The 22,061-nt window shown below is 45.3% G+C and carries 20 protein-coding genes; 12 read left to right on the top strand and 8 right to left on the bottom strand.

Annotated features, from left to right (window positions below; translation table 11 throughout):
- Window positions 1-5: 5 nt before the first annotated feature.
- Window positions 6-1,130, bottom strand: coding sequence for a glycosyltransferase (locus tag AC2D8L_RS16320; protein WP_484686567.1), 1,125 nt, complete (start codon window positions 1,128-1,130; stop codon window positions 6-8).
- Window positions 1,131-1,493: 363 nt separating this feature from the next.
- Between AC2D8L_RS16320 and gmd the strand changes: the two genes are divergently transcribed.
- The 10 genes from gmd (at window position 1,494) to AC2D8L_RS16370 (ending at window position 11,057) form a co-directional block, all read left to right on the top strand.
- A complete protein-coding gene (gmd, locus tag AC2D8L_RS16325) occupies window positions 1,494-2,594 on the top strand; it encodes a GDP-mannose 4,6-dehydratase (protein WP_484686568.1) in 1,101 nt (366 codons plus the stop codon).
- 45 nt (window positions 2,595-2,639) lie between these two features.
- The gene (locus AC2D8L_RS16330; RefSeq protein ID WP_484686569.1) at window positions 2,640-3,740 is read left to right on the top strand and encodes a DegT/DnrJ/EryC1/StrS family aminotransferase; all 1,101 of its coding nucleotides are present in this window, start codon (window positions 2,640-2,642) and stop codon (window positions 3,738-3,740) included.
- Window positions 3,737-4,552: an ABC transporter permease gene (locus AC2D8L_RS16335; RefSeq protein ID WP_484686570.1), complete on the top strand. Its 816-nt coding sequence runs from the start codon at window positions 3,737-3,739 to the stop codon at window positions 4,550-4,552. Before AC2D8L_RS16330 ends, AC2D8L_RS16335 begins: the two co-directional genes overlap by 4 nt.
- Window positions 4,553-4,580: 28 nt before the next feature.
- Window positions 4,581-5,327 carry an ABC transporter ATP-binding protein gene (locus AC2D8L_RS16340; RefSeq protein ID WP_484686571.1) on the top strand — a complete coding sequence of 249 codons (747 nt, stop codon included), beginning with the start codon at window positions 4,581-4,583 and terminating at the stop codon, window positions 5,325-5,327.
- Complete coding sequence (locus AC2D8L_RS16345) at window positions 5,324-6,421, top strand: hypothetical protein (RefSeq protein WP_484686572.1); 1,098 nt, start codon at window positions 5,324-5,326, stop codon at window positions 6,419-6,421. The genes AC2D8L_RS16340 and AC2D8L_RS16345 overlap by 4 nt, the downstream gene beginning before the upstream one ends.
- 134 nt (window positions 6,422-6,555) lie before the next feature.
- Window positions 6,556-8,142: a glycosyltransferase family protein gene (locus tag AC2D8L_RS16350; protein ID WP_484686573.1), complete on the top strand. Its 1,587-nt coding sequence runs from the start codon at window positions 6,556-6,558 to the stop codon at window positions 8,140-8,142.
- On the top strand, window positions 8,132-8,416 hold the full coding sequence (locus AC2D8L_RS16355; protein WP_484686574.1) for a hypothetical protein: 285 nt from the start codon (window positions 8,132-8,134) through the stop codon (window positions 8,414-8,416). Before AC2D8L_RS16350 ends, AC2D8L_RS16355 begins: the two co-directional genes overlap by 11 nt.
- Window positions 8,417-8,424: 8 nt before the next feature.
- Window positions 8,425-9,108: an SDR family NAD(P)-dependent oxidoreductase gene (locus AC2D8L_RS16360; protein WP_484686575.1), complete on the top strand. Its 684-nt coding sequence runs from the start codon at window positions 8,425-8,427 to the stop codon at window positions 9,106-9,108.
- A gap of 149 nt (window positions 9,109-9,257) precedes the next feature.
- Window positions 9,258-10,406: an ANL family adenylate-forming protein gene (locus AC2D8L_RS16365; RefSeq protein WP_484686576.1), complete on the top strand. Its 1,149-nt coding sequence runs from the start codon at window positions 9,258-9,260 to the stop codon at window positions 10,404-10,406.
- A gap of 15 nt (window positions 10,407-10,421) precedes the next feature.
- A complete protein-coding gene (locus AC2D8L_RS16370; protein WP_484686577.1) occupies window positions 10,422-11,057 on the top strand; it encodes an acetyltransferase in 636 nt (211 codons plus the stop codon).
- Between the two features lie 57 nt (window positions 11,058-11,114).
- Here the strand turns inward: AC2D8L_RS16370 and AC2D8L_RS16375 are convergent, their stop codons facing one another.
- The 4 genes from AC2D8L_RS16375 to AC2D8L_RS16390 all read right to left on the bottom strand — a co-directional run bounded on the left by AC2D8L_RS16375 (window position 11,115) and on the right by AC2D8L_RS16390 (window position 16,211).
- On the bottom strand, window positions 11,115-12,956 hold the full coding sequence (locus tag AC2D8L_RS16375; RefSeq protein ID WP_484686578.1) for a class I SAM-dependent methyltransferase: 1,842 nt from the start codon (window positions 12,954-12,956) through the stop codon (window positions 11,115-11,117).
- A gap of 145 nt (window positions 12,957-13,101) precedes the next feature.
- On the bottom strand, window positions 13,102-13,473 hold the full coding sequence (locus AC2D8L_RS16380) for a beta-barrel domain-containing protein (protein ID WP_484686579.1): 372 nt from the start codon (window positions 13,471-13,473) through the stop codon (window positions 13,102-13,104).
- 93 nt (window positions 13,474-13,566) lie between these two features.
- Window positions 13,567-14,406: a hypothetical protein gene (locus tag AC2D8L_RS16385; protein ID WP_484686580.1), complete on the bottom strand. Its 840-nt coding sequence runs from the start codon at window positions 14,404-14,406 to the stop codon at window positions 13,567-13,569.
- A 2-nt stretch (window positions 14,407-14,408) separates the two neighbouring features.
- Window positions 14,409-16,211 carry a type I secretion system permease/ATPase gene (locus tag AC2D8L_RS16390; protein WP_484686581.1) on the bottom strand — a complete coding sequence of 601 codons (1,803 nt, stop codon included), beginning with the start codon at window positions 16,209-16,211 and terminating at the stop codon, window positions 14,409-14,411.
- Window positions 16,212-16,652: 441 nt separating this feature from the next.
- On the opposite strand from AC2D8L_RS16390, the gene AC2D8L_RS16395 reads away from it, so the two are divergent.
- Both AC2D8L_RS16395 and AC2D8L_RS16400 read left to right on the top strand, forming a co-directional pair.
- Complete coding sequence (locus AC2D8L_RS16395) at window positions 16,653-16,988, top strand: hypothetical protein (protein WP_484686582.1); 336 nt, start codon at window positions 16,653-16,655, stop codon at window positions 16,986-16,988.
- A 35-nt stretch (window positions 16,989-17,023) separates the two neighbouring features.
- Window positions 17,024-19,153 (top strand): M10 family metallopeptidase C-terminal domain-containing protein, encoded by a 2,130-nt coding sequence (locus tag AC2D8L_RS16400; RefSeq protein ID WP_484686583.1) that lies wholly within the window; start codon window positions 17,024-17,026, stop codon window positions 19,151-19,153.
- A gap of 74 nt (window positions 19,154-19,227) precedes the next feature.
- On the opposite strand, the gene AC2D8L_RS16405 is transcribed toward AC2D8L_RS16400, so the two are convergent.
- The 3 genes from AC2D8L_RS16405 to AC2D8L_RS16415 form a co-directional block, all read right to left on the bottom strand.
- Window positions 19,228-20,205, bottom strand: a complete 978-nt coding sequence (locus tag AC2D8L_RS16405) for an IS30 family transposase (protein ID WP_484686584.1) — start codon at window positions 20,203-20,205, stop codon at window positions 19,228-19,230.
- Window positions 20,206-20,351: 146 nt separating this feature from the next.
- Window positions 20,352-21,053, bottom strand: coding sequence for an RES family NAD+ phosphorylase (locus tag AC2D8L_RS16410; protein WP_484686585.1), 702 nt, complete (start codon window positions 21,051-21,053; stop codon window positions 20,352-20,354).
- Window positions 21,053-21,466, bottom strand: coding sequence for an antitoxin Xre-like helix-turn-helix domain-containing protein (locus AC2D8L_RS16415; RefSeq protein ID WP_484686586.1), 414 nt, complete (start codon window positions 21,464-21,466; stop codon window positions 21,053-21,055). The genes AC2D8L_RS16410 and AC2D8L_RS16415 overlap by 1 nt, the downstream gene beginning before the upstream one ends.
- Window positions 21,467-22,061 lie beyond the last annotated feature (595 nt).

Here is a 22,061-nt window from a genome sequence, read left to right on the forward strand (position 1 = left end):
TCACTTCACATCTCACTTAGAACCGCGCCTATCTTATTGATAAAGTTCTTCTTTCCAAACTGTTCTGCGCGATCCTCACATGCGGCACGCATCTTCACACAGCGTTTTGGGCTGAGTTTTTCAACTGCTTCCGCTAACTGTATATTAGTAAAGCTTTTCGGCAGCAGAATTCCAGTCTCTCCACGAACCACCGTTTCCAAAAGGCCTCCCTCTGCAACACCAATTACTGGTTTCCCAGCAGCCATGGACTCCACGGGGGACATTCCAAAATCTTCGTCAACTGGAAGATAAATAGTTGCGATAGCTCTGCCAACAAGGTCAGTTAACTCCTTGTCACTGCATCTACCTGTAAATACTATATTTGGAGCGTTTTTTGCCAATTCTTTCAGACATTCCAACTGATCTCCATCTGACGCAACGATCAGTTTCTTTTCTGGCAACCCCAAAAACACTTCAACAATCCGTTCAACCCGCTTCAGCGGAGAAAGACGCGCTGTCGAAAGGTAATAGTCAGATTGCTCACGCCAACGAAAACTTTCGGTGTCAATGGGTGGATACACAACCTCAGAATCTAATCCAGTATATTTTTTTAGACGAGCACGGGTGTTTTCAGAGTTCGTCAGAATTATGTCCATTCGCGAAACTGCTTGTAAATATTTTTTCTCGAAAAGCGTCAATGCATAATTGGCCAAAGGTCGTAAGATCGAAGGGATTTTTGACATAAAGTGACGTTTTTGATCATAAAGAAAGCGCGGCGGAGTGTGGCAATAGAATACATTTTTTCCTGGCACTTTTGATTTCGGCGCTGCAAAAGGCGCTGAAACCCCGGAATAAATTCGCGTCTCGAATTTTCCAGCGGATCTTGATTGAATTCGAAAGAGAAAAGAAAGAAAAATTGCTCGAAGGCCGAAACGGCGAAATGCTTTGGGCAGTTCTAACGATTTCCGTCCCTTTGGAAATTCTTCCTCCGGAAATGAGTTTGCTGATTTAAACCCAAAAACCAAATTAGCACGAAGAGCATGAGCCAGTATCAAAACCAATCGTTCGCCACCACCGCACATCGCAAAATAGTCATGATAAATCACCGGCGGGTTTCCACATTCTTCAACCTGCTTAAATGACTTCTTCATTGAACCTAACCTTGGTTTCGGCATTCGCGTTGTGATAGATGAGAGGTTTCGAGCCACAAAATTCAGCCATCTTTGTTCGTTGTTTTTTGATCAAAGATAGGCGATAATGCTGCTTTAATCCAAACTAAGTTTTAAAAAAAATTGCAGTTGCAATTTAACTGAAGTTGTTCTAATCACCACTCGAATTGTCGGTGTTTTTCGCGAGAAGCCATACTTTAGCTGTTCCAAACTAGCAATGCTTGATGCGTGTCACAAACAACGGATAAACACGAAGGCCTTATGACGTGGATCAATCTTGTTTGTCCTGCGACCGAACCGTTGATATAAGCCCAAGAAAACCGTTGAGCATGGAAACTATATACTATGAGTGAAAAAGTCGCCCTAATTACAGGCATCACAGGCCAAGATGGTGCATATTTGGCTGAACTTCTTTTAGACAAGGGCTATGTTGTTCACGGTCTTCGGCGTAGGACTTCATTGTTCAATACTGAGCGCATCGATCACCTATATAAAGATTTTCACCGTGAAGATGCCAGATTGTTTTTGCACTACGGTGATCTGTCTGATTCAGCAAATATAAGTAAACTCGTTTCTGAAATTCGCCCCGACGAAATTTACAACCTTGCTGCGCAGTCCCATGTTGCTGTTTCGTTCGTGCAACCAGAGTATACTGCCAATGTTGACGGCTTGGGCACATTGCGAGTACTTGAAGCAATCAGAGCAGCGGGTCTTGAAAAGAAAACGAAGTTCTATCAAGCTTCTACGTCTGAATTGTACGGATTGGTTCAAGAGTCACCACAATCAGAATCCACACCATTTTATCCGCGCTCGCCTTACGCCGTCGCGAAGATGTTCTCATATTGGATTACCGTGAATTACAGAGAAGCATACGGCATATTTGGATGTAACGGAATTTTGTTCAATCATGAAAGCCCAAAACGAGGTGAGACCTTCGTTACGCGGAAAATTACAATCGCGCTCGCTCGTATTAAACTTGGATTGCAGAAAAAACTCTATATGGGCAACATCGATGCATTGCGCGATTGGGGGCACGCTCGCGACTATGTAAAAATGCAATGGATGATGTTGCAGCAAGAACAACCGGAAGACTTCGTGATTGCCACTGGTGAGCAGCATAGCGTGCGCAAGTTTATTGAACGTGCCGCCGAAATTTTGGGCATGAAAATCACATGGCAAGGCAAAGGAGTTGATGAAAAAGGATATGATGCAGATGGGAACTGCATTATTGAGATTGATCCGGATTACTTCCGCCCAACTGAGGTGGAAACCCTGCTAGGTAACCCGAAAAAGGCGAAAGAAGTTCTTGGCTGGGAACCTGAGATTACATTCTCGCAACTGGTTGAAGAAATGGTCCAATCTGACTTGATCCGCGCGCGCAAAGAACTCGCTCTGCGCGATGCCGGACTAAACAATGAAGATAACGGCGCTCTGGATCTGCTTTAGATTTTGAAGACCAGGCTTCGATGTTCTGAAAGGAAATTTTCGGCCATGAAAACGCCAATATACCAACCATATCTCCGCGGCAATGAAAAAAAGTATGTTGCTGACTGCTTAGATACAAGCTGGATTTCGTCTAGAGGAAAATACATTGGGCAGTTTGAAGCGAACTTTTGTGAGCTCACTGGATTAAAACATGCAATCTCGGTTAGCAATGGTTCTGTTGCGCTACACCTTGCGATGCACTGTCTTGGAATTGGTAAGGGCGACGAAGTACTTGTCCCAAGTTTTACCTATATTGCCAGCGTCAATTCAATTTTGATGTGCGGCGCTATTCCAGTCTTTGTGGAAAGCACTCCGGAAAATTGGCTTATTGATTTAGCCGACGCTGCTTCAAAAATTACAAACAAAACGAAAGCTATTATGCCTGTACATCTATACGGGTTTACATGTGACATGGAAGGAATAGCCGCGTTTGCGAAGAAACACAGCCTCTACGTCGTAGAAGACGCTGCAGAAGCTGCAGGTGTGCACGTAAATTCCCTGCATGTTGGCCATTTTTCTGATGTCGCAACCTTCAGCTTCTTCGGTAACAAGACAATTACTTGCGGAGAAGGCGGCATAATTATCACAAACGATGATAAACTGGCCGAAAATATGCGCATCACCAAGAACCAAGGTATGTCTGTCTCGCGACGATATTGGCATGATCGGTTCGGTGTAAACTACAGGATGACGAACATTCAGGCGGCAATTGGCGTTGCTCAGCTTGAACAATTGGATACAATTAGCCGAGAGAAGAATCGTATCTACGAGTGTTATCGTGAAAACTTGACCAGTTTGCCCTTGCAATGGCAATCTCAGCCTGAAAAAGATTTTCAGAGCAACTATTGGTTAGTCTCGTTTTTACTTTCTAACAGTCATGTTAGAGACGAAGTTATGGAGTATTTGGGAGCAAATGGAGTTGAAACACGCCCCGTGTTTATCTGTGCGCACCACATGCCTTATTTGGAAAGTGAACATATTTCATTGCCAGTTGCAGAGGACATCTCCAGCAGGGGTATTAGTCTGCCCAGCTTCCCTGAACTAACTAATGAAGAAATTGTCAGGATTTGCAACTTGCTAGCAGCAGTAGTAGGCGCAAAAAAATGAGCTTAGGGCAACTTCGCCGACAGACACAACTCAGCCGCGCATATGACGATGTACTAAATGCTCTAATTCGTTGGCCTGTTTTTGTTCTAATTGGTCTTACCGACATTCAATCTCGTTACCGGCGCTCAAGAATTGGCCAGTTTTGGATAACCATTTCGCTATTTGTAATGGTAATGTCTCTTGGTTTACTTTGGTCGTTTCTTTGGAAACTTCCAGTCGGCGAGTTCTTGCCATTTATCGCCGTAAGCCATATTTTTTGGTCTTACGTTACCGGGGTCTTACTTGATGGACCTGGTATTTATGTAGCCGCAAGCGGATATTTACGCGAAGTAAACATCCCAAAGTTTACTTTTGTTCTCAGCAATCTAACAAAGCACTGGATTATTCTCGCGCATAATTTGCTGATCCTTGTGCCCATTTTTCTATATTTCCAAATCCCAATCACCTTAAACATTCTGATGATTGTTCCAGGGTTTATTCTCACAACAATCGCTGTTGTCGCCGCCAGTACGTTCTTGGCAATCGCGGGATTAAGATTTAGGGACGTTGCGAGTCTTGTCGGTAGCATCATTCAGATCGCATTTTTTGTAACGCCTGTAATTTGGAAACCCGAGGCTTTGCCACCGTTCGCACAAGCTTACATGACCGTGAACCCGTTTGCGGTATTTCTTGATCTGTTGCGCGCACCCGTACTAGGGCCTCAGACATCCTTGATTTATTGGATTGTTGCTGGCTGCTACACGCTGGTTGCTGTAATCCTCGCTTCTTATGTGTTTGTACGCTACAGAGCAAAAATCACCTATTGGCTTTAAAAACAATTCAACAAGGCGTGGTAAAACCATGACATCAGTGAGTTTGGAAAATGTGGGAGTAAGCTACCCGCTATTTGAATTGCGTAATGCCTCGCTTAAAGGTTCGGTGGCAAAGGCTGTTGGTGGTAAACTTACATCGTCCAAACAGATGACTACAGTAGAATCGCTTTCTGATGTAAACATCAACATGAAAGAAGGTGATCGCGTTGGCGTACTTGGTCACAACGGTGCCGGCAAGACTACTTTTTTGAAAGTCTGCGCCGGGATTCTGGAACCAACAGCTGGCAACGTCACTGTTGACGGTAGCATAGCATCACTGACAGATATTACCATGGGAATGGACCCTGAAGCTACGGGCCAAGAGAACATCGTCCGTCGGGCAATTTTTATGGGGCTAAGTCGTAAGGAAGCTCGTGAATTGATACCCGCGGTTCGAGATTTTTCTGAACTTGGAGAATTTTTGCAGCTGCCGATGCGAACATACTCCACTGGTATGTACCTCCGCCTCGCATTTGCGGTCTCGACAGCAATTGTTCCCGACATTCTCATTATGGACGAGTTGATTGGCGCAGGTGATGCTAACTTTGTCGAAAAGGCCCAAAATCGAATGAAGTCCTTGCTGAAAGACGCTAACGTCATCATACTCGCGTCGCATAGCATGGATTTGTTGCGCGACGTCTGTACAACAGGTCTATTGCTGCAAGGCGGGAAATGTCGCTTTCACGGTCCCATTGATGAAGCAATTAGCATTTATCACGAGAGTGTAGCCACATGAAATCTCTCAAAATTGCCGTACTACATGTTGGTACGGACGAAGTTGGCGCAGATATTGCCGCCAATTTTGCAGCTACTATTCACGCGGAAGGGCATTACGTCGTTATAGGCGCGCCCGTGAATAGTCATGCGGAGGCTTGCTTTCGCAATCAATCCGGCCAGTGGAACGAGGTTCGCGGTTATACTTGGCTGTGCACGGATAAAAACGAATTCGAACAGGCCTTCGCAATAGATTGCAAATACACCATGACAGTCCGACCACTAGACGGTGGATTGGACTTCCGCGATTGCGACTTTTGGATTGTTGTAGGTGGACTTCCATCTGTAACACTAGCGCCGCTCAAACCCTACGCTGTATTCATAGCAGAAGAAGTTGCCGTGCTTCGGAATGGCCCGGTAGAGGAAACCGAAGCCAAAATAGACACTCTGCGTGGTGCTAACCAGCTTTGGTTCGCTACATCAAAGCAAATGAACGATTGGCGTTCAATGGCCCTATTGTACGACGTACCAGCAAATGTCGGCCGACCAGTGTCGGAAACAAGGATAAAAGTCGACCAAACAATTGATCCGCCAAAGGGAAAGTATATGGTCCACTTTCCAACCACTCATCAGTCGCGCACAGCACTTGGCAGATTGGCTGAATTAAATAGTTGTGGAGATGACCTAATTTCTGTTGATCAAATGATAATTGTTCCAGTTGGGAACCAACCGAATTCGGAAGGCCATTCCGTGCTACAGTGGGAAAGCCGATCGGCATTTGCAAGTTCGTTTAGCTCCGCTAGCGCGGCAATCGCTGAATGTGAGATTATGCTAATTGGCCCGCTATTTGACCCCTCCGACTACAGATTGAGAATTGCTGAAAAGCTTGGGAAATCAATACTCATGATCTGGGATGAAGAATTGGGGACAAACCGGAGTAACACAGGTCGTGGAATTCAAACGGTGTCTAAGCTGGATAAACGTTCTCTAGAAGCCCAGATCAACAGAACACTTGGGAACGACTCCAAAAAAACCAAAAGCGCCCCAAGTCGCAATTCTGCAACTTTTGATGTAACTGAATTCTTAGGATTGATGACGAAGGTAGCGAGCAGATGAAAATTGGGGTTTGGCTGCCGATCGCACCAAAATCATCTTGGAAATATGAAGGGCTAATTCGCTTACTTGGGTTTGTCCTATCCGGTGTTTCAGGTGATCAGAATGACACATACGTGTTGATGATACCCGATTGGGTGCGCAACCAAGATGTGGACGAATTTTTGAGAAAGTTCACGAGTGAGCAGCGTTCCAAGATCGAAGTAAGGCGTTCAACAAACTCAAATATCTTGATTCAATTTGGCGTCCAGGCCGCAGATGTAAAGAACAATTGGAAGTATATACCTAAGTCGCAACAAACGTCCCCAGTTACGAACGCTGGCACTGTGTTCCATCAAATCCTGCTATGGTTGCTCGGCCAAATGAGATGGTCTCCAACAGGTATATTGTTAAGTGTACTATTAGGTACTTTGGCGACAGTCGCCACTATATTTGTTTTTCTAATCGGCTTGCCTCTTCTCCTATTGTATAAATTCCTCAAGTTTGTCGGAACACTCGCGCTGCAAAACCTCGCGATTAAGACGCGTCAATCCATCAGCAACAAATTCAAAGCATTGCTAGGACGAATAACAACATCTTCAATCCTTCGCTCACTAGTCGAAAACGAACTTAAATACTTTGCTAAGCGTGTCAGCCGAGTTGGCGACATCGACTGTTGGTATATCCCCCATATTGGTTACAAAAGCGGAATACACCTAAAAGGCCCCAAGGTGTTTTTATTTGCAGATTTCGTGTTTCACGATGCGCCAACGGGGTTCAGCCCAGCAGCAATAAATGCCTCTCGAAATATGTGCAAGAATGTGCTATCATATGCCGATCGCATAATTGCGATTTCCAATCATGTTTCCAAACGTCATATTCAAGATATCTTTAATTATCCTGCCGACAAAATAAGCGTCGTGCCGCACGGCTATGTCGATATCTCGCATCATTTGGAATCGTTGAATATTGACAAATCCTTCAATCTTGGTCGAATCAAGAAAACTGAACCAAGCTTGCTTGAAGCATCCCTATTGATCAAAGCACATCTTGAGAGATTGCCACGAAGTCCGGCGGGCGGCACCGGCTACCTTGCGGGAAAACAACTATCGTATTTGAGAAAAATGGAATTTCACCGAAGCGACTACGTTGTTGTTTCGACACAAAACCGACCATATAAAAACTCGCTCTGTGCGATAAGAGCACTTGAAACTTACAACCGAGACGCCGATCGTCCGTTAAAGTTAATAATGACGGGGGACTTGGGGATTGATGATCCGCACAACCCTATTGGTCGTTATGTAAGGGATCGCGGGCTCCACTTCGACGTACTTGCTATTCCTCGGGTTCCCGACAAAGTGCACGCCGCCCTATATCATTGCGCAACGCTTGCACTTTCAGCCTCGTTTTTTGAAGGCGGCACAGGTTCCTTTGTGTTTGATGAGGCGGTAAGCTTGGGAACGCCAACACTATTGTCTAAGAATCTATCGCATAATGAAGGGTTGGATAGCTTTGACGCATTTGATAGTTTTAGCTTCAATCCGTATAAACCGACAGAACTCTCTGCTCTTTTCCAGGCAACCATCTTCGACTCTGGAGCTAAACTATATGCAGACCAATGGGACATAGCAAACAAACGCAAACAACAGCGGGACTGGTCAACCGTTCAACAAGACTACCTCAATGTGTTTGCCATAGCTGCAACTTCCTACACACCAACAAAGCGGGACAAAAATGATCGATAAGCAAAAATGCACCTCAAAAGTCATTGATACCATTGCAGAGGTACTTGAAGATAAAGAAAAGCTTCAAGTTGAAGCCACTAGCCCGCTTGTTGGTGAAGCGGCTATAGTATCTTCTCGAGAACTAGTTGAAATTCTTCTTGCATTAGAGGAATTTGCCGATGAAGAACTTGGCGTTGATTTCGATTGGGCAGGCGATAGCGCGCTATCAGGTAGAAACTCAATTCTTCGGACACCCGCTTCCATAAGCGAACACCTAGTTTCTTTGACGAAGTGAAACAGCAAATGAAAACAATTGTCGTAACTGGCGCGTCTAAAGGACTGGGCGCAAGTATTTGTGAAACATTGGTCAAAGATAACTATCGCGTAGTTGGACTTTCGCGAAGCGGGACAGCTCCAGAAGGAGCAGAAGGCATAGCATGCGATGTTGGCGATCATCATTCAGTCAAACAAGCTTTCACTGAAGCGAGTCAGGACAAAAACCTATACGCGCTCATCAATGCCGCAGGCGTTGCATCCATGAATCTTGCAATTTCTACACCACCTGAAACGGTGCAAAGAATTATTCAAACCAATCTAATCGGCACTATCAACTGCTGCATTGCATTATCCAAGCGGCTTGCACGAAACAAGGGTGGCAGAATTATCAACTTTTCGACAATCGCTGTACCAATTTCATTAAAGGGCGAGTCTGTCTATATAGCATCAAAAGCTGGTGTTGAAGGCTTCAGCAAGAGCTTTGCTCGCGAAATGGGCGACTTCGGTACCACGGTTAATGTTATTGCACCTGGGCCTATAGACACCGATTTGATTGCCAATGTTCCAACTGGTGCTATTAACAAAATTATCAATCAACAGATCCTCGCTCGGCCATTTGAAAAATCAGACGTAGCCGACCTAACGAAATTCATCCTCAGTGAGGAAAGCAAAATGTTAAGCGGGCACATTTTTAACATTGGAGGTGTCTAATGTCCTTAATGTCCGAGCTACAAGATCTCTACCGGAACAGCAACGAACCATGTTTTTTATCTCGGGCCAGCCTACTTCGCCCGAACGACATTTTGCAAATCGATGATCAAGTAGCTAGATCAATTCGGCCAGGCGACGTCGTTGCGCTAGTGGGAGACTTTGACGCAAAGTCAATCCGTCGGCTAATAACAATCATCGACAAGAAAGCAATTTTGGTCCCGCTTAGCGCAAGCACCCGTGCTCAGCACGAGTATTTTTTTGATGCGGCGAGCGTCGATGTCGTTGTCGACAATGATTCAATCTATCGCATCAATCATGGAAAATCACATGACATGATTGATAAACTTCGACGGGTAAACCACCCGGGGCTTGTTTTATTCTCATCTGGCTCGACTGGGTTGCCAAAAGCAATTCTGCATGATTTTGAAAAATTTCTAGCGCGGTTCCGCACGCCTAGACCAACCTTTCGTACGTTGAACTTTCTGCTTTTTGACCACATAGGGGGAATAAATACTTTATTTCATACGCTTTATAATAAAGGTACAGTCATCATCCCGACCAGCCGACAAGTTTCCGATATCATTTCAGACATACAAGAATTTCAAGTCGAATTACTACCGACTACTCCAACATTTATGCGTATGATGCTAATAAGTGGTATTCTTGAAACGTCAAATCTTAAATCGCTAAAGGTGATCACATACGGCACTGAGCGTATGGATGAGCCAAGTTTACTACGCTTATGCGAACAGTTACGCCACGTATCCTTTCGGCAAACCTATGGCATGTCTGAACTTGGTATTTTACGTGTTAAGTCCGAAGCAAGTAACAGTCTTTGGATGTTTGTAGGCGGGGAGGGTGTGAACACGCAGGTAGTTGCCGGGGTGCTAAAGATTAAGTCCGAAAACCGAATGATCGGGTATCTCAATGCAGCGACACCATTTGACGAAGAAGGCTGGTACGATACCAAAGACCTAGTTGAGACACGGGAAGATGGTTCGATCAAGATCGTTGGTAGGACCACAGATTGGATTAATATTGGTGGCGAAAAGGTACTTCCAGGTGTGATTGAAAAGGCGGCACTTGAGCATCCCCAAATTTTGCATGCACAGGCAAAAGGTGTAGATAATCCTATCACCGGCCAACATATCGAGCTCGTTTGTCAGTTTATCGAGAATCAAAAACTGAGCCGAAAAGAGCTTAAGAGCTGGCTCAGGGAACGGTTGCCTGAAGCGTTTATGCCACAAAGGATCAAAGAAGGTGAGATCAACATATCCCATCGATTCAAGAAACTTTAGCAACTGGATGTGAAAATGACCAATCGGAGCTGGTTTATAATTGGTACAGGCCCATTTGCTATCGAAGTCTGCGATTGGGCATTGGATTTGCTTGGCCCGGCAGAAAAAGCAAACTTCGGTGGGTTTTTGGGTGACCCAAACGGAGTTGCGCCAAAAGTGCACAATTCTCCCGCCTTCCACGAAGAGGAAATCAAGATAAAGTCTAACGACGTATTTTTCAACGCAATTGCCGACCCCATTGTCAAAGAAAAAGTATGTACAAAAATGTCGAATCGCGGGGCAAATTTCGAATGTCTCATTCACCCTTCAGCGATCGTTCGTGCTGCCTCAATTGACAAGGGCACTGTAGTTTGTCCTGGAGCAGTTGTGGGATCACAGGCGAAGTTAGGACGCTTTGTGACTGTAAACTACCAATGCGGAATTGGTCACGAATGCCAAATTGGAGACTATTGCACTTTGGCACCTGGCGTTCAAATTGGGGGACGCACCTCTATCGGCATTGGCACAAATGTAGGCTTGTCGGCGGCCATAATCGACAACGTTAGAATCGGTGACAGTGTAAAAATAAACGCCGGTGCGGTAGTTGTTTCACGAATTCGAAACGGCACCAAAGTGTCCGGAAACCCAGCACGCAAAACAGAGTTCTTCTAAGAATCGCCAAAGGGGCATTAAGACCGGTAGCACTTTGTACAATTACACACCATCTTTTCATATTTGATTACGGCTGTATTCCTTGATGAATACATAACACTCGTACCGGGTCCCCATTTGATCTTTTGCCATATCATTTTTGTGACTTGCCAAAACTCTAAAGCCAGCTATTCCACTTAGTTTCTCAATGCTACTTCCTGTGTAGAAGAACAAGTGGAATGGCGACTGTTCGAACACGTAACTATAGCAAGGCGTAGAATGTGCCATAGTGCCATTAACCTTCAACAGTTTGGAGCACTGATCGAAAAATGTGATTGGGCTTTGTACATGCTCGATGAAGTTATGCGAAAAGAGCTTATCATAGCCGTCCAAAATAAGCTCTTCGCAGTTGCTTACGATTTTACTGAACGAATTTTTTTGAGACGGCTCGTAACCAGAAACCTGCCATCCTATCGAGTTTAAATGAGCCGCACCTTCCTCCCAGTCCCCGCATGCGTAATTTAGAATTTTATCATGAATTGACGGATTTAGGAGATAAAACGTTTTCTCCTGATCTCGCAGACTCCCACCTTCTGCGTAAAACTTATAAAGCAGTTCATAGAGTTCACTCAATTCATCGGCCGCACAAGTTTGAATAGACAAAGGACCAAATACAACACCACAATTCTCGCAAATGTATCGTTTCAATTCAATCTCGGTGAACATGCACTGAGAAATCTTTGTTTCAAGTGAACCTAATTTGAGCGACTTGCCACAACACTGGCAGTTGACTTCTTCAGTTTCAGTTTCGCGAAGCAGCAACTGTGTCAATCGCTCCTTAAAGATAGATTCGTCATCTCCAAGAGTGGCTTCGGCTTCGGCTTCGGCTTCGGCTTCGGCTTCGGCTTCGGCTTCGAAATGGTCTTTGTCCACAACAATTGCAATGTTACCATTTAGATGAAGGTTTTCTTCGCTTAAAGGTTCGGGCAAAAGCACGCCAGATTGAGGGTGAATGAAGTGTGCTTGCAGATTATGAGCACGAAGCAATCTAATAAACTCACTTGGCGATTTCCTAGCTCGCTCAAAATGAACAGACGCATATTCCAAAACAAGAACTGTATTTCGCCCAGCCAATTGAGCGCTGTTCGCTAGCAGGTCTGATAAAATCGCAAACTCGGCACCTTCCGCATCGACCTTAATGACCAAGTCGGTACTGGCTGCCGGGATCAAATTCGACATCTTCACAACCGGAACTGTGTAGATCTCGTACTGATCATTTACTTCATCGGATGAGTAATGAAAAATTGAAGAAACGCGGCTATCAGCTTTGAACCTTTGAAACTGAACTTGCCCGTCATAGTCTGCCACTGCAACATTATAGTGATGGTGTGGTGTAAGTGGGCCATTCAAAAATGCGTTTCTATCAATTGAATACGTTAATTCTCCGTTTGGCTCTGCAGAAATGACAGTTCCAGTCGCGCCAACATTTCTCGCGGCTAATGCCACAAAAGTGCCAACGTTCGCACCAACATCAATGAACGTCGCCCCCGGGATTAGCGCATGAGCCAAGAAATGAATCAATCCGCGATCAAATGTCGGGTCAAGAAATGAGAGAGCGTGATTAATTTGGTTTGATGGAAAAGACAAAAAAAGACCTGGCATGGAAACAAGCGTTTCGTCAGCATTAGAATACAAAACTTTATGCTGATTTGCTAATGCATCAGTTATGATGGCTTGCACATCAACATTTGGGCTGGCCGAAACATTTTGTTGTCTGTCTTTAACGCGCCAAATTCCGAACATATTCATATTTTTCAAGAACTTATCAATACTTTTCAACCGCATAATTTTTAGAACCGTTTCTTCAATGTCAGTGCTACGAATTTTGACTTCTTGAAGAATATTGATTGCGCGACGCAAATACCAGCGGTTTCGGTGCACGCCTGAGCAAAAGAGCCACACTAAAAAAGATCAACTACAAGTTTGGACACTGAACTAACTCAGGCGACTATTTTATTTCCAATCTGGATAACTCAAAAGACCCCGTTTACGCTCTAGGAACACATTACTGTTCTTTCAATGCCCTTAGTAACTGGTCAACCAGCGGCTTTGCAAGATAGCTAAGTGGCGTTCGCTCTTCTGTTTGAATAAATAATTCTGCAGGCATGCCCAGCAAGAGCTCTTGGCTGCCATCGAGTAGTGCAATTTCGCTTTCTGGGATTTTTAGGTGAATTTCGAAGAACGGAATTCTCGTTGCCTCATCCACTAGCGGTGCAGGTGATATACTTATCACAGTAGCGCTTAACGCAGGAGTCGTGCGAGCTTCAAATGCAGACAAAACAACGGACGCGGTCTGACCAACAAATACTTGGTCAACGTCAGCCACCTGTATCTTTGCTTCAATGATCAGCTCGTCGTTCTTCGGAATAATTTGCATTATGGGATGACCTGATGGAGGAATTACACCCCCAACTGTAGAGATGTCCAAATTGTGTACAAATCCAGTCACTGGTGCTGTGATCATGGTACGCTAGAGTTTATCTTGCAAGGCGCGTTCTTTTTCTCGCAATTCCTCGATACGCGAAAGAACCTCATGCCGCTCACTTTCAGCGCTTTCGCGCATGTCAACATCGACTTGGATTATCTGAAGGCGAACTTGTGCAATTGCACTTGCAACACTGGCAATTGTAGAGCGCAATTCTCCCTCACGCCCAACAACCTGGAGTTGGGAACTTCGTAGGCGATCCATCGCGTCTCTAGAAACGAGACCCTGTTTGTACGCCTCTTCCTTTCTTTCAATCGTCTCTTGCAAAATTTCTGCCTGTTGGGACTGCGAATTCATTTGTGCGCGCAAGCCCAATATCTGTTCGCCGAGTTGGAGTATTTTTTGCTCCATCATTGACTTAAGGCCCAAGCGACTTTCTAAGCGCAATTTAAACATAGCAGACGCCCGGGATATTTGTCGTACTCCAGTTTCCGTACCCAATCTTTGCATTATTTCGTCTGGAAAAACAACTTTATCAAGTCCGTCAATTTCTGCCTCTAAACGCGCCTGGCGCGCCAGCAATTCACCAATTGTGTTTCGCACAATATTGACTTCCGCTTGCAAACTTGAGGCATCCAGAAAAAGCAATGTGTCACCCGCTTGCACCAAATCGCCATTTGAAACGAGAATTTTCTTAACCACGCCACCTTCTAGATGCTGAACTGTCTGAACATTGGATTCTAACCCAACAGTCCCATTAGCGATTACAGCACCCGAAATTTTGGTCGCCGCCGCCCAATAACCGCCCATGCCAAAGATAACGGTTATTACGAAGAATCCAAATAAAACCCAGAATCGGTTGCTATTGTTTTGTGCGTTAACCATATTCAGTCGTTACTCGGATCAGAAGTACTGGCCCGCCATACATTGGAGGAACCAATTTTTTGGCTTTTTCGAACTTCCGTTGATTTAGGGTCAACAATCGCCGTAGAAATCAAATTGTTTCCTGGCGACTGAGACGAGTGGTCACTTCCCGGCTTCGTTTTGGCGCGTCCTCTTATTCTCGCGATCACTTGATCCCTATCCCCAAATTCCGTTTGGGTCCCTTCAGTCAACTCAAGTAGCATATCCGTCAATCCCAAGACATTCAGCTTGTGCGTAATTACAACGATTGTTTGGCCATTATCACTAGCTGACTTCATTGCGTTTGCTAGCGCAAGTTCGCCTTGCTCATCAAGATTTGAGTTGGGTTCATCCAATACGATCAGTGCTGGATCACCAAACATAGCTCTGGCGAGTGCAATACGCTGTCGCTGTCCCGCTGACAGGTGCGCTCCAAATTGTCCAACAGGCGTGTCATACCCACCAAGCTGCAACACCATTTCGTGTATGCCTGCCAATCTTGACACCCTTATTATCTCACTCGGTTCTGGATCCACGGCAAACCTTGAAATGTTTTCTCCAATAGTGCCGTCGAAAAGTTCGATATCTTGGGGGAGGAACCCTACATGATGCCCCAAAAGGTCTGGTTCCCATTGATCAAAAGTAGCACCGTCCAATCGCAATTCTCCGCTCAATGGCTTCCAAACACCTACAAGCGTTCGTGCGAGACATGATTTTCCCGCTGCGCTGCGGCCAACTACACCCAAGATACTCCCGGATTTTAGAACAAAGTTTAAATTGTTTAAAACAATTTTGTGTGTGCCCGGCACACAAACTCGTAAGCCTCGAACTTCCAGTTTTCCTTGCGGTTTTGGTAGCCGCATACGCTCAGTAGGAGGTGGGAGCGAAGTCAAAAAAACATCCAACTTTCGGGCAGATTGCAAGAATTGAACTAGTCCGCGCCAGTGCACTATTGCTTGCTCAACTGGATTCAACGCACGTCCCAGAATAATTGACGAAGCAATCATGACACCCGGTGTTATTTCACCAAAGATAACAAGAGCAGCGCCTGCCGCCAGCATCGCAGATTGCAAAAACAATCTAAGAGACTTCGAAACCGCACTCAACGTTCCTGCTCGATCACGCGCATTTATTTCATTTAGCGCAGTGTTATTGCGTTGCTTTTTCCAACGGTCTAACCAAGGCGACAGCATCGACATTGCTATAAGCACTTCAGCATTTCGCTCACCAGTTCGCGCAATATGTTGCGCAATCGCCGAGTATCTCGAAGAATCTTTGACGGGTTTACGTATTCTCACATCGTTCAAAATAGCGATGATAAATAGCACAATTGCTGAAACCAACGCCAGCAGCCCCAAGTCCTGATGAAACAAAAATATCATGAACAAGTAAATCGGCACCCAGGGTGCATCAAAGAAGGTGACGAGTGCTGGTCCAGAAAGAAAATGCTTAACTGTGTTGAGTTCAAGCAACGGTGGTGTCGATGCGTCGCCATCGTTAGTGTCTAATTTTCGATGCATCGAATTCTTGAACACTCGAGTTTCGATGCGATTGTCGATCTGAGCCCCAATCCGAGTTAGGATACGCGATCGAGTAAGGTCCAAGAGCGCGAGCGCGACGTAGAGCACCGTGACCAATATAAATAGCACGCCTAACGTCGGAATTGAACGACTTGCCAAAACGCGATCATAGATCTGCAACATAAATAGCGGGCCAGTGAGCATAAGTAAGTTTATGAAAAAGCTGAAAAATCCAACAATTGCAAAATCGGGCAAGCTAGCATTCATTGCACTTCTTAAATTCAAAAATTCCTTCTTTACATTCTGCTTAGTATTCATAACATCAATTCTCGGACTTCACTCTTATCGAAACACTGGCTACGAGTTGAAAATCCGACCATTTCACAATATCAACTCAAACAACTAGTCTTACATTTTCAAACCAAACCGTTTTCAAAATACTGACGATCAAACGCCCAGCTCCTGTGAAACCGCTTGCGCAGACCCAAATGACACCCCCTTTGCGACACCGCCAAAGGTGAAATCTTTGTTGCCAACCCAATATCATAGTGCTAATTATTTGTTAAACATCGACAATAATTTGTGTGTACGTGTCAAATGGTTTTTAAGATTTTTTGTAAGCTGGTTCTAGTTGGTTCCATTTTGGCATCTCTTCATTTTCCCGCAGCAGCAAACCAACGAACTAATGCTTTTGGTGAAAAGTTAAAGATGTCCTGCACAATTACTGCTCAATCAACGACCCAAAAGTTTGGACAAAGCAACGAGTTTTGCGAAGCACTGCTTGAGTACCTGAATGCTGACCTAAATATGAAATTTGTGTCCGCTCAAGGTGATTGGGAAGGTGAACTTTTACGCGTAGATGTCAAAATGAGATCGCAGCACACCGCTGATGTTTCGATGCAAATTGGTCATTCGATCGATGAGTACTTCGTTGAAGAATCATCATTTATCACTAGCTTACATAGTTATGACCGCCCCATTTCGACATTTTCTGCGCGCGCATTAGTTCGAGACATCGGGACCCTTTTGGGTCTACTTTACTAAATTTGACTAAAAAAAATGTATTTAGGAATACTTAGATGACGCTTGTACCAGGTAACAGTAGCACAACGGCCCAAATTCAAATTGGATCTACAGTAATTGGTGATCGAGAGACGGGTTCTGATCATGATTGGTATCGGGTAGATTTAGTTGCCGGCGTACAATACGAATTTCGCATGCACGGAATTGGCGCTAGTGGAAGTGAACTGTCTGACACCTTATTAACACTATATCATCCTAATGGTTCAACCGCTGTCGCAGTTAATGACGATATTGGTGTCGCAAGCAACGTATATGGCGGCTCAAATCGTGCTGACTCTAGGATTGTATTTACGGCCACTGAAACCGGCACTTTCTTCATTGATGCTTCTGGCTTCTCATCGCAGACGGGCGATTACATTGTTACCGCAGTTGTGGCCGACCCAGCAGGTATGGTCTTCACTGCGGATGAGATTGCTTGGCAAATAGGCAACAACTACAATGAAAACAACGGATGGAGCGCTAGCGCATTTAATGTTGGTGGTGATGGCTCAATATCTGTAAACATCACGGGGCTGACAACTGCAGGTCAAGCGCTAGCGCTTGCAGCCTTACAGGCGTGGACAAACGTTACGGGCATAAATTTTGCGACAACCGCAGGTGCCGCTGAAATTACATTCGATGATAGCGACGCCGGTATTGATGCATACGCTAGTGTCAGTGGAAGCGGTAGTCAAATTACATCCGCGACGGTTATGATCACAACGGGATGGTTGGATCGGTTTGGCACAACAATAAACAGTTACTCATTTGAAACTTATATGCACGAAATTGGTCATGCACTCGGCCTAGGTCATGGAGGAAACTACAACGGCAACGCGACGTACGGCGTGGATAACTTCTATGTAAATGACTCACTTGCTTATTCTTTAATGTCGTATATGCAGGCAAATAATGATGAGTTTACCGGCCCAAACACATATGTAGACGCGTCATTCAGATATATGTTGACGCCACAGATTGCCGATATCTTGGCTATTCAATATGCGTACGGAGATACTGCTAACCATTTCACCGGAAACACAACTTACGGCAATGGTGCAAACACCGGCAGCATCGCAATCGACAACGCTGCATTGTACGGTGCATCTTCAGCGTTTACAATTTACGACAATGGCGGAACAGACACCATGAACTTTACTGGTGGTACCGTCGATCAAATTATTGATTTGCGCGCAGAGCATTTTTCCAATGTCTGGGGTGGGCGAATGAACGTGGCAATAGCACGCGGCGTCACAATTGAAAATGCACATGGTGGCAGCGCAACAGACACAATTAATGGGAACGACGTTGGAAACGTCATGACCGGCGGATTAGGAAGCGATACCCTAACCGGGAATGGTGGAAACGACATTTTGTTTGGAACGAATTTTGCTCTTGTCGGCGACGCAGGGGTGGCCAACTACCTTTGGGGCGGTGCCGGAAATGACACGCTTTATGGCGCTGACGGTGGCGACTTGTTGGTCGGTGGCACGGGTTCAGATATCTTTGCTGGCGGGCTTGGCGACGACTGGTTCTATATTGATGGCGAAGACATAACAACCAACATTCATGGCGGTGGCGGCCTAGATCGAGTTTTCGTAAGCACATCAAATCCTACCTTTGTTCTTGATGTAACGGCTGCTGAAGTTGAAGTTGTCTTCGGTGGCGCTGAACAAGACACGCTTGATGCAACAGGCTACAACTCGACGGTTTATCTTATCGGTGCTGGCGGAAATGACACCGTTATAGGTGGTGAAGCAGTCGATGTTCTTTGGGGATACGGTGACGACGATACACTTCGTGGCAACGGTTCAACTGATTGGCTTTATGCTGGTACTGGGGCTGACCAAATTTATGGCGGCCAGGGAGATGACTTTCTAATTGGAGGTGCCGGACTGGGATCCGGAGACGGAAGTGCAGATGTCTTTCATTTCGGCGACAATTCGGGAACTGACCGCATATACGAATTCGATGACGGAATTGATATGATCAACCTCAGCAGTAAAACCGGACTTAACACATTTTCACAGATTTCAATTGCAAGCATTGATGGTGGGATCAATTCTTCTGTTACTTTTGGTGGGGACACAATCTATCTAATTGGAATAAATGCCGCGCAACTCACAGAAACCGATTTCATAATATAGGTACCCTGCGTGACCACTTACTGAAGCGTGACTTTTGTCGTTGACTGAGTAGGGTCATCGTCTGGTTTCTTCCATCATTTTTCTTCGAATTCTTCCTTGGGTGTTTTCCAGCCAAGGCACTTTCTGGGTGTGGCATTCAGGCGCTCACAAATCGCCTTCATATAGCGATCTGAGAGCGCCGCCACTTGCGTATCTCTGGGCAAATATCGACGAGCACGTTTGTTTAAGTTCTCGACTGATGCTTTTTGCCAGGGGGCTTGCGGATCGCAAAACCACGCGTTGGTTCCAATTTCGCTTTCTAGCCTTCTCCAACCAGAAAACTCGATACCACGATCAAAGGTAATTGATTGTCGTGCAGGTTGGGGAAGGGGTTCGATGCTCGCCATAAGTCTATCCATTAGATGTTTTGTGCTGCGATCATTGTTTCGGAAAAGTACGGCATAGCGTGTCTTGCGTTCAATCAGTGAGGCAACGTTTGCTTTGCCATGTTCTTTGCGGAAAATCATCAGATCACCTTCCCAATCACCAAATGCTGAGCGATCTTTGACATAATCAGGACTTTGGTGGATGGACTTGTCTGCCGGGAAAACAAGGTCTCTAGGTTTTCTTGCATAACGGGATTTTCGACGTTTGCGGCGATCAGGCAAATACTGCGCTAACGCCATTTCTTGACCTTCCTTGCTATAAACAAAGCTGTAGATCGTTTCATGGCTTACTCTTATAGGATGGTCTTCGTAGTCGAGACGACCCGATATTTGTTCAGGCGACCAACCTTCTTTCAATCGGTCAATTACCGCATCTCGCAGCTCCGTCAACCGGATCAGTTTTCTGCGACGGGCGCGTCTAAATATTGCTGAACGTTGTGCAACAACGCCATAATACCCATTCAAATATGTCAGATCATCATCTGTGAACCCATTACGTTTGACCTCGCGATAAATCGTTGACCGGTGCCTGCCAACTTCTTCTGCAATCTTGCTAATTGAGTATTTTGCATGCAACATATTTTCAATCGCGCGTCGTTCGCGCAAATCGAGTTCTGCGTGGGCCATATTTTTCTCCTTGCTTCACAGCAAGATAGAGTAATTGTCGCAACCCAGTTTAGAATGTACAATAGTTATATCGTATTTTCGCATAACTAATCTTATGGAACAGAGATGACCCATGACACAGCTTCGTAGCCGTCCTGATCCGACCCCTAAAATCTCGAAATCATCGGCTTTGGGGAACCTACCCATTCAAACTTCCATGTATCGCCTTGTCGAATGTTCTGGACAAGGTGTGGGCGGAATACTGCGAGACATTTTCCGCCTTCGCGCCGAACAGACGAATACAAAACACCATTTGATCGATTGGCCAAGAGCTCTGAGGCTAATGTTTGACCGATTTTATGTCCAATTGCGGGATCGGGGTGGTAAATGTTTTCAATGTCAACGTCCGTGAGGTCATGAAACTGCGTTGCAAATGATGCATTTAGCTCTCGATACAAAGTGATGTTTTCGCAAATGCCTGTCGCGAGCAATTCTTGCGTCAAATGCCAGGAGACTTCGGCTTGAGCCGTTTCAACCCGTTTTGCACCCCATGCTGCATACCAAGCGCCACGATCTGCTGAGTTGAAGCGGTTTCCATTTGCTCTTGTGTAACAAAAAGCGGCATTAACGTAGGTCCATCCATAGCCATGATGTTCCTTTAACAGCTCATCAACCAGCACGTTAGATGGGATAAAATCTGGCAAACCACGTCGAGCAGAAGACAGCCCCTCCAACTCCTCCAATATTGCCAGTTCTTCAGGATTATCGCTTAATGGCGCAAGCGCAGGCTCTTCAATATAAGCCGTTGAAATTAGTCGCGTCGAATTAGCCTCAACAAACTCAACAACCGGAATGTTTGACAATTCCATTACATGCCGCCGCGCAGCGCATCAATATGGCGCCTTGTCGACATCATTGCTGGAATACCGCCTGCAATCATTTTCGCAACAGGCGATTTGCCGCCAAATTGAGGACCAGCGTTCGATTGCTTTGGCCATTGTTTTTCCAATGGGCCGTTGAACAGGAGCCGAAGGCCTTTAAAGATGCCAATAATCAAACTGGCACGCATCATTTTGTCTTGGTCCAAATTGCCCTTATATCTGCCCGCCTTCATACGGTTCCAAGTCGCAATTGGAACATCAAACAAAGAAGCCGCTTCAGCGTTGGTGAGATCCCACGCCTCAGCAACACGGGCAACAGCCTTAACCACAACATCTATCCGCGCTGCATCTGAAATTGATGCAAAATTTTGTTGCTGATCAATAAATTGCTCTGCTAGCACAGTTACGCTCCGATCTTATGACTCTTTAGAGTATATCATATGATACATTTATGTGCAAATCGGTTCTATATAGGCTTTAGCATTGATACTCCCCGAGAACCTACACTTTCGAGAATGGATATGCGTGGGGAAAGGAGTGATCCTGCCACTGCGAACGCGGTGCGACACCTATAATATGACAGCGATATGCGGTGCGGTTCAGTCGAAGATCGCCCGCCAAGCACTATTCGGAAAATCTCAAAAACTTCGTATGAAACGAAAGCAAGTAAAAAAGGAGATGACGAACACAAGCCACCTGAAAAAGAAGATGAATTCGAACGCGACTAAGTACATTCAGAATGCTCTCTCGATACTTGCCCCTACTCCAACCATTTTAGATCCATGAAGATAAATTCACACAAAGAATTTGCCAGGCCACAGCCAAATTTCGCTGGGCCACAGTGTCTATTTGCTGGGCCAGAGCTGGGCCGCTGGCTGTAACCCATTGAAATATCTACCAAATTCTTACTCCTCAGTTGTAAGCCAAAAAAACGCCGATTTGCTTAATGTTTTCAAAGCGTTAGCGCCCTTGCAGATAGCTGCATAACGTGTGTAA

This window comes from Maritalea sp. YIW29 (assembly GCF_057219265.1).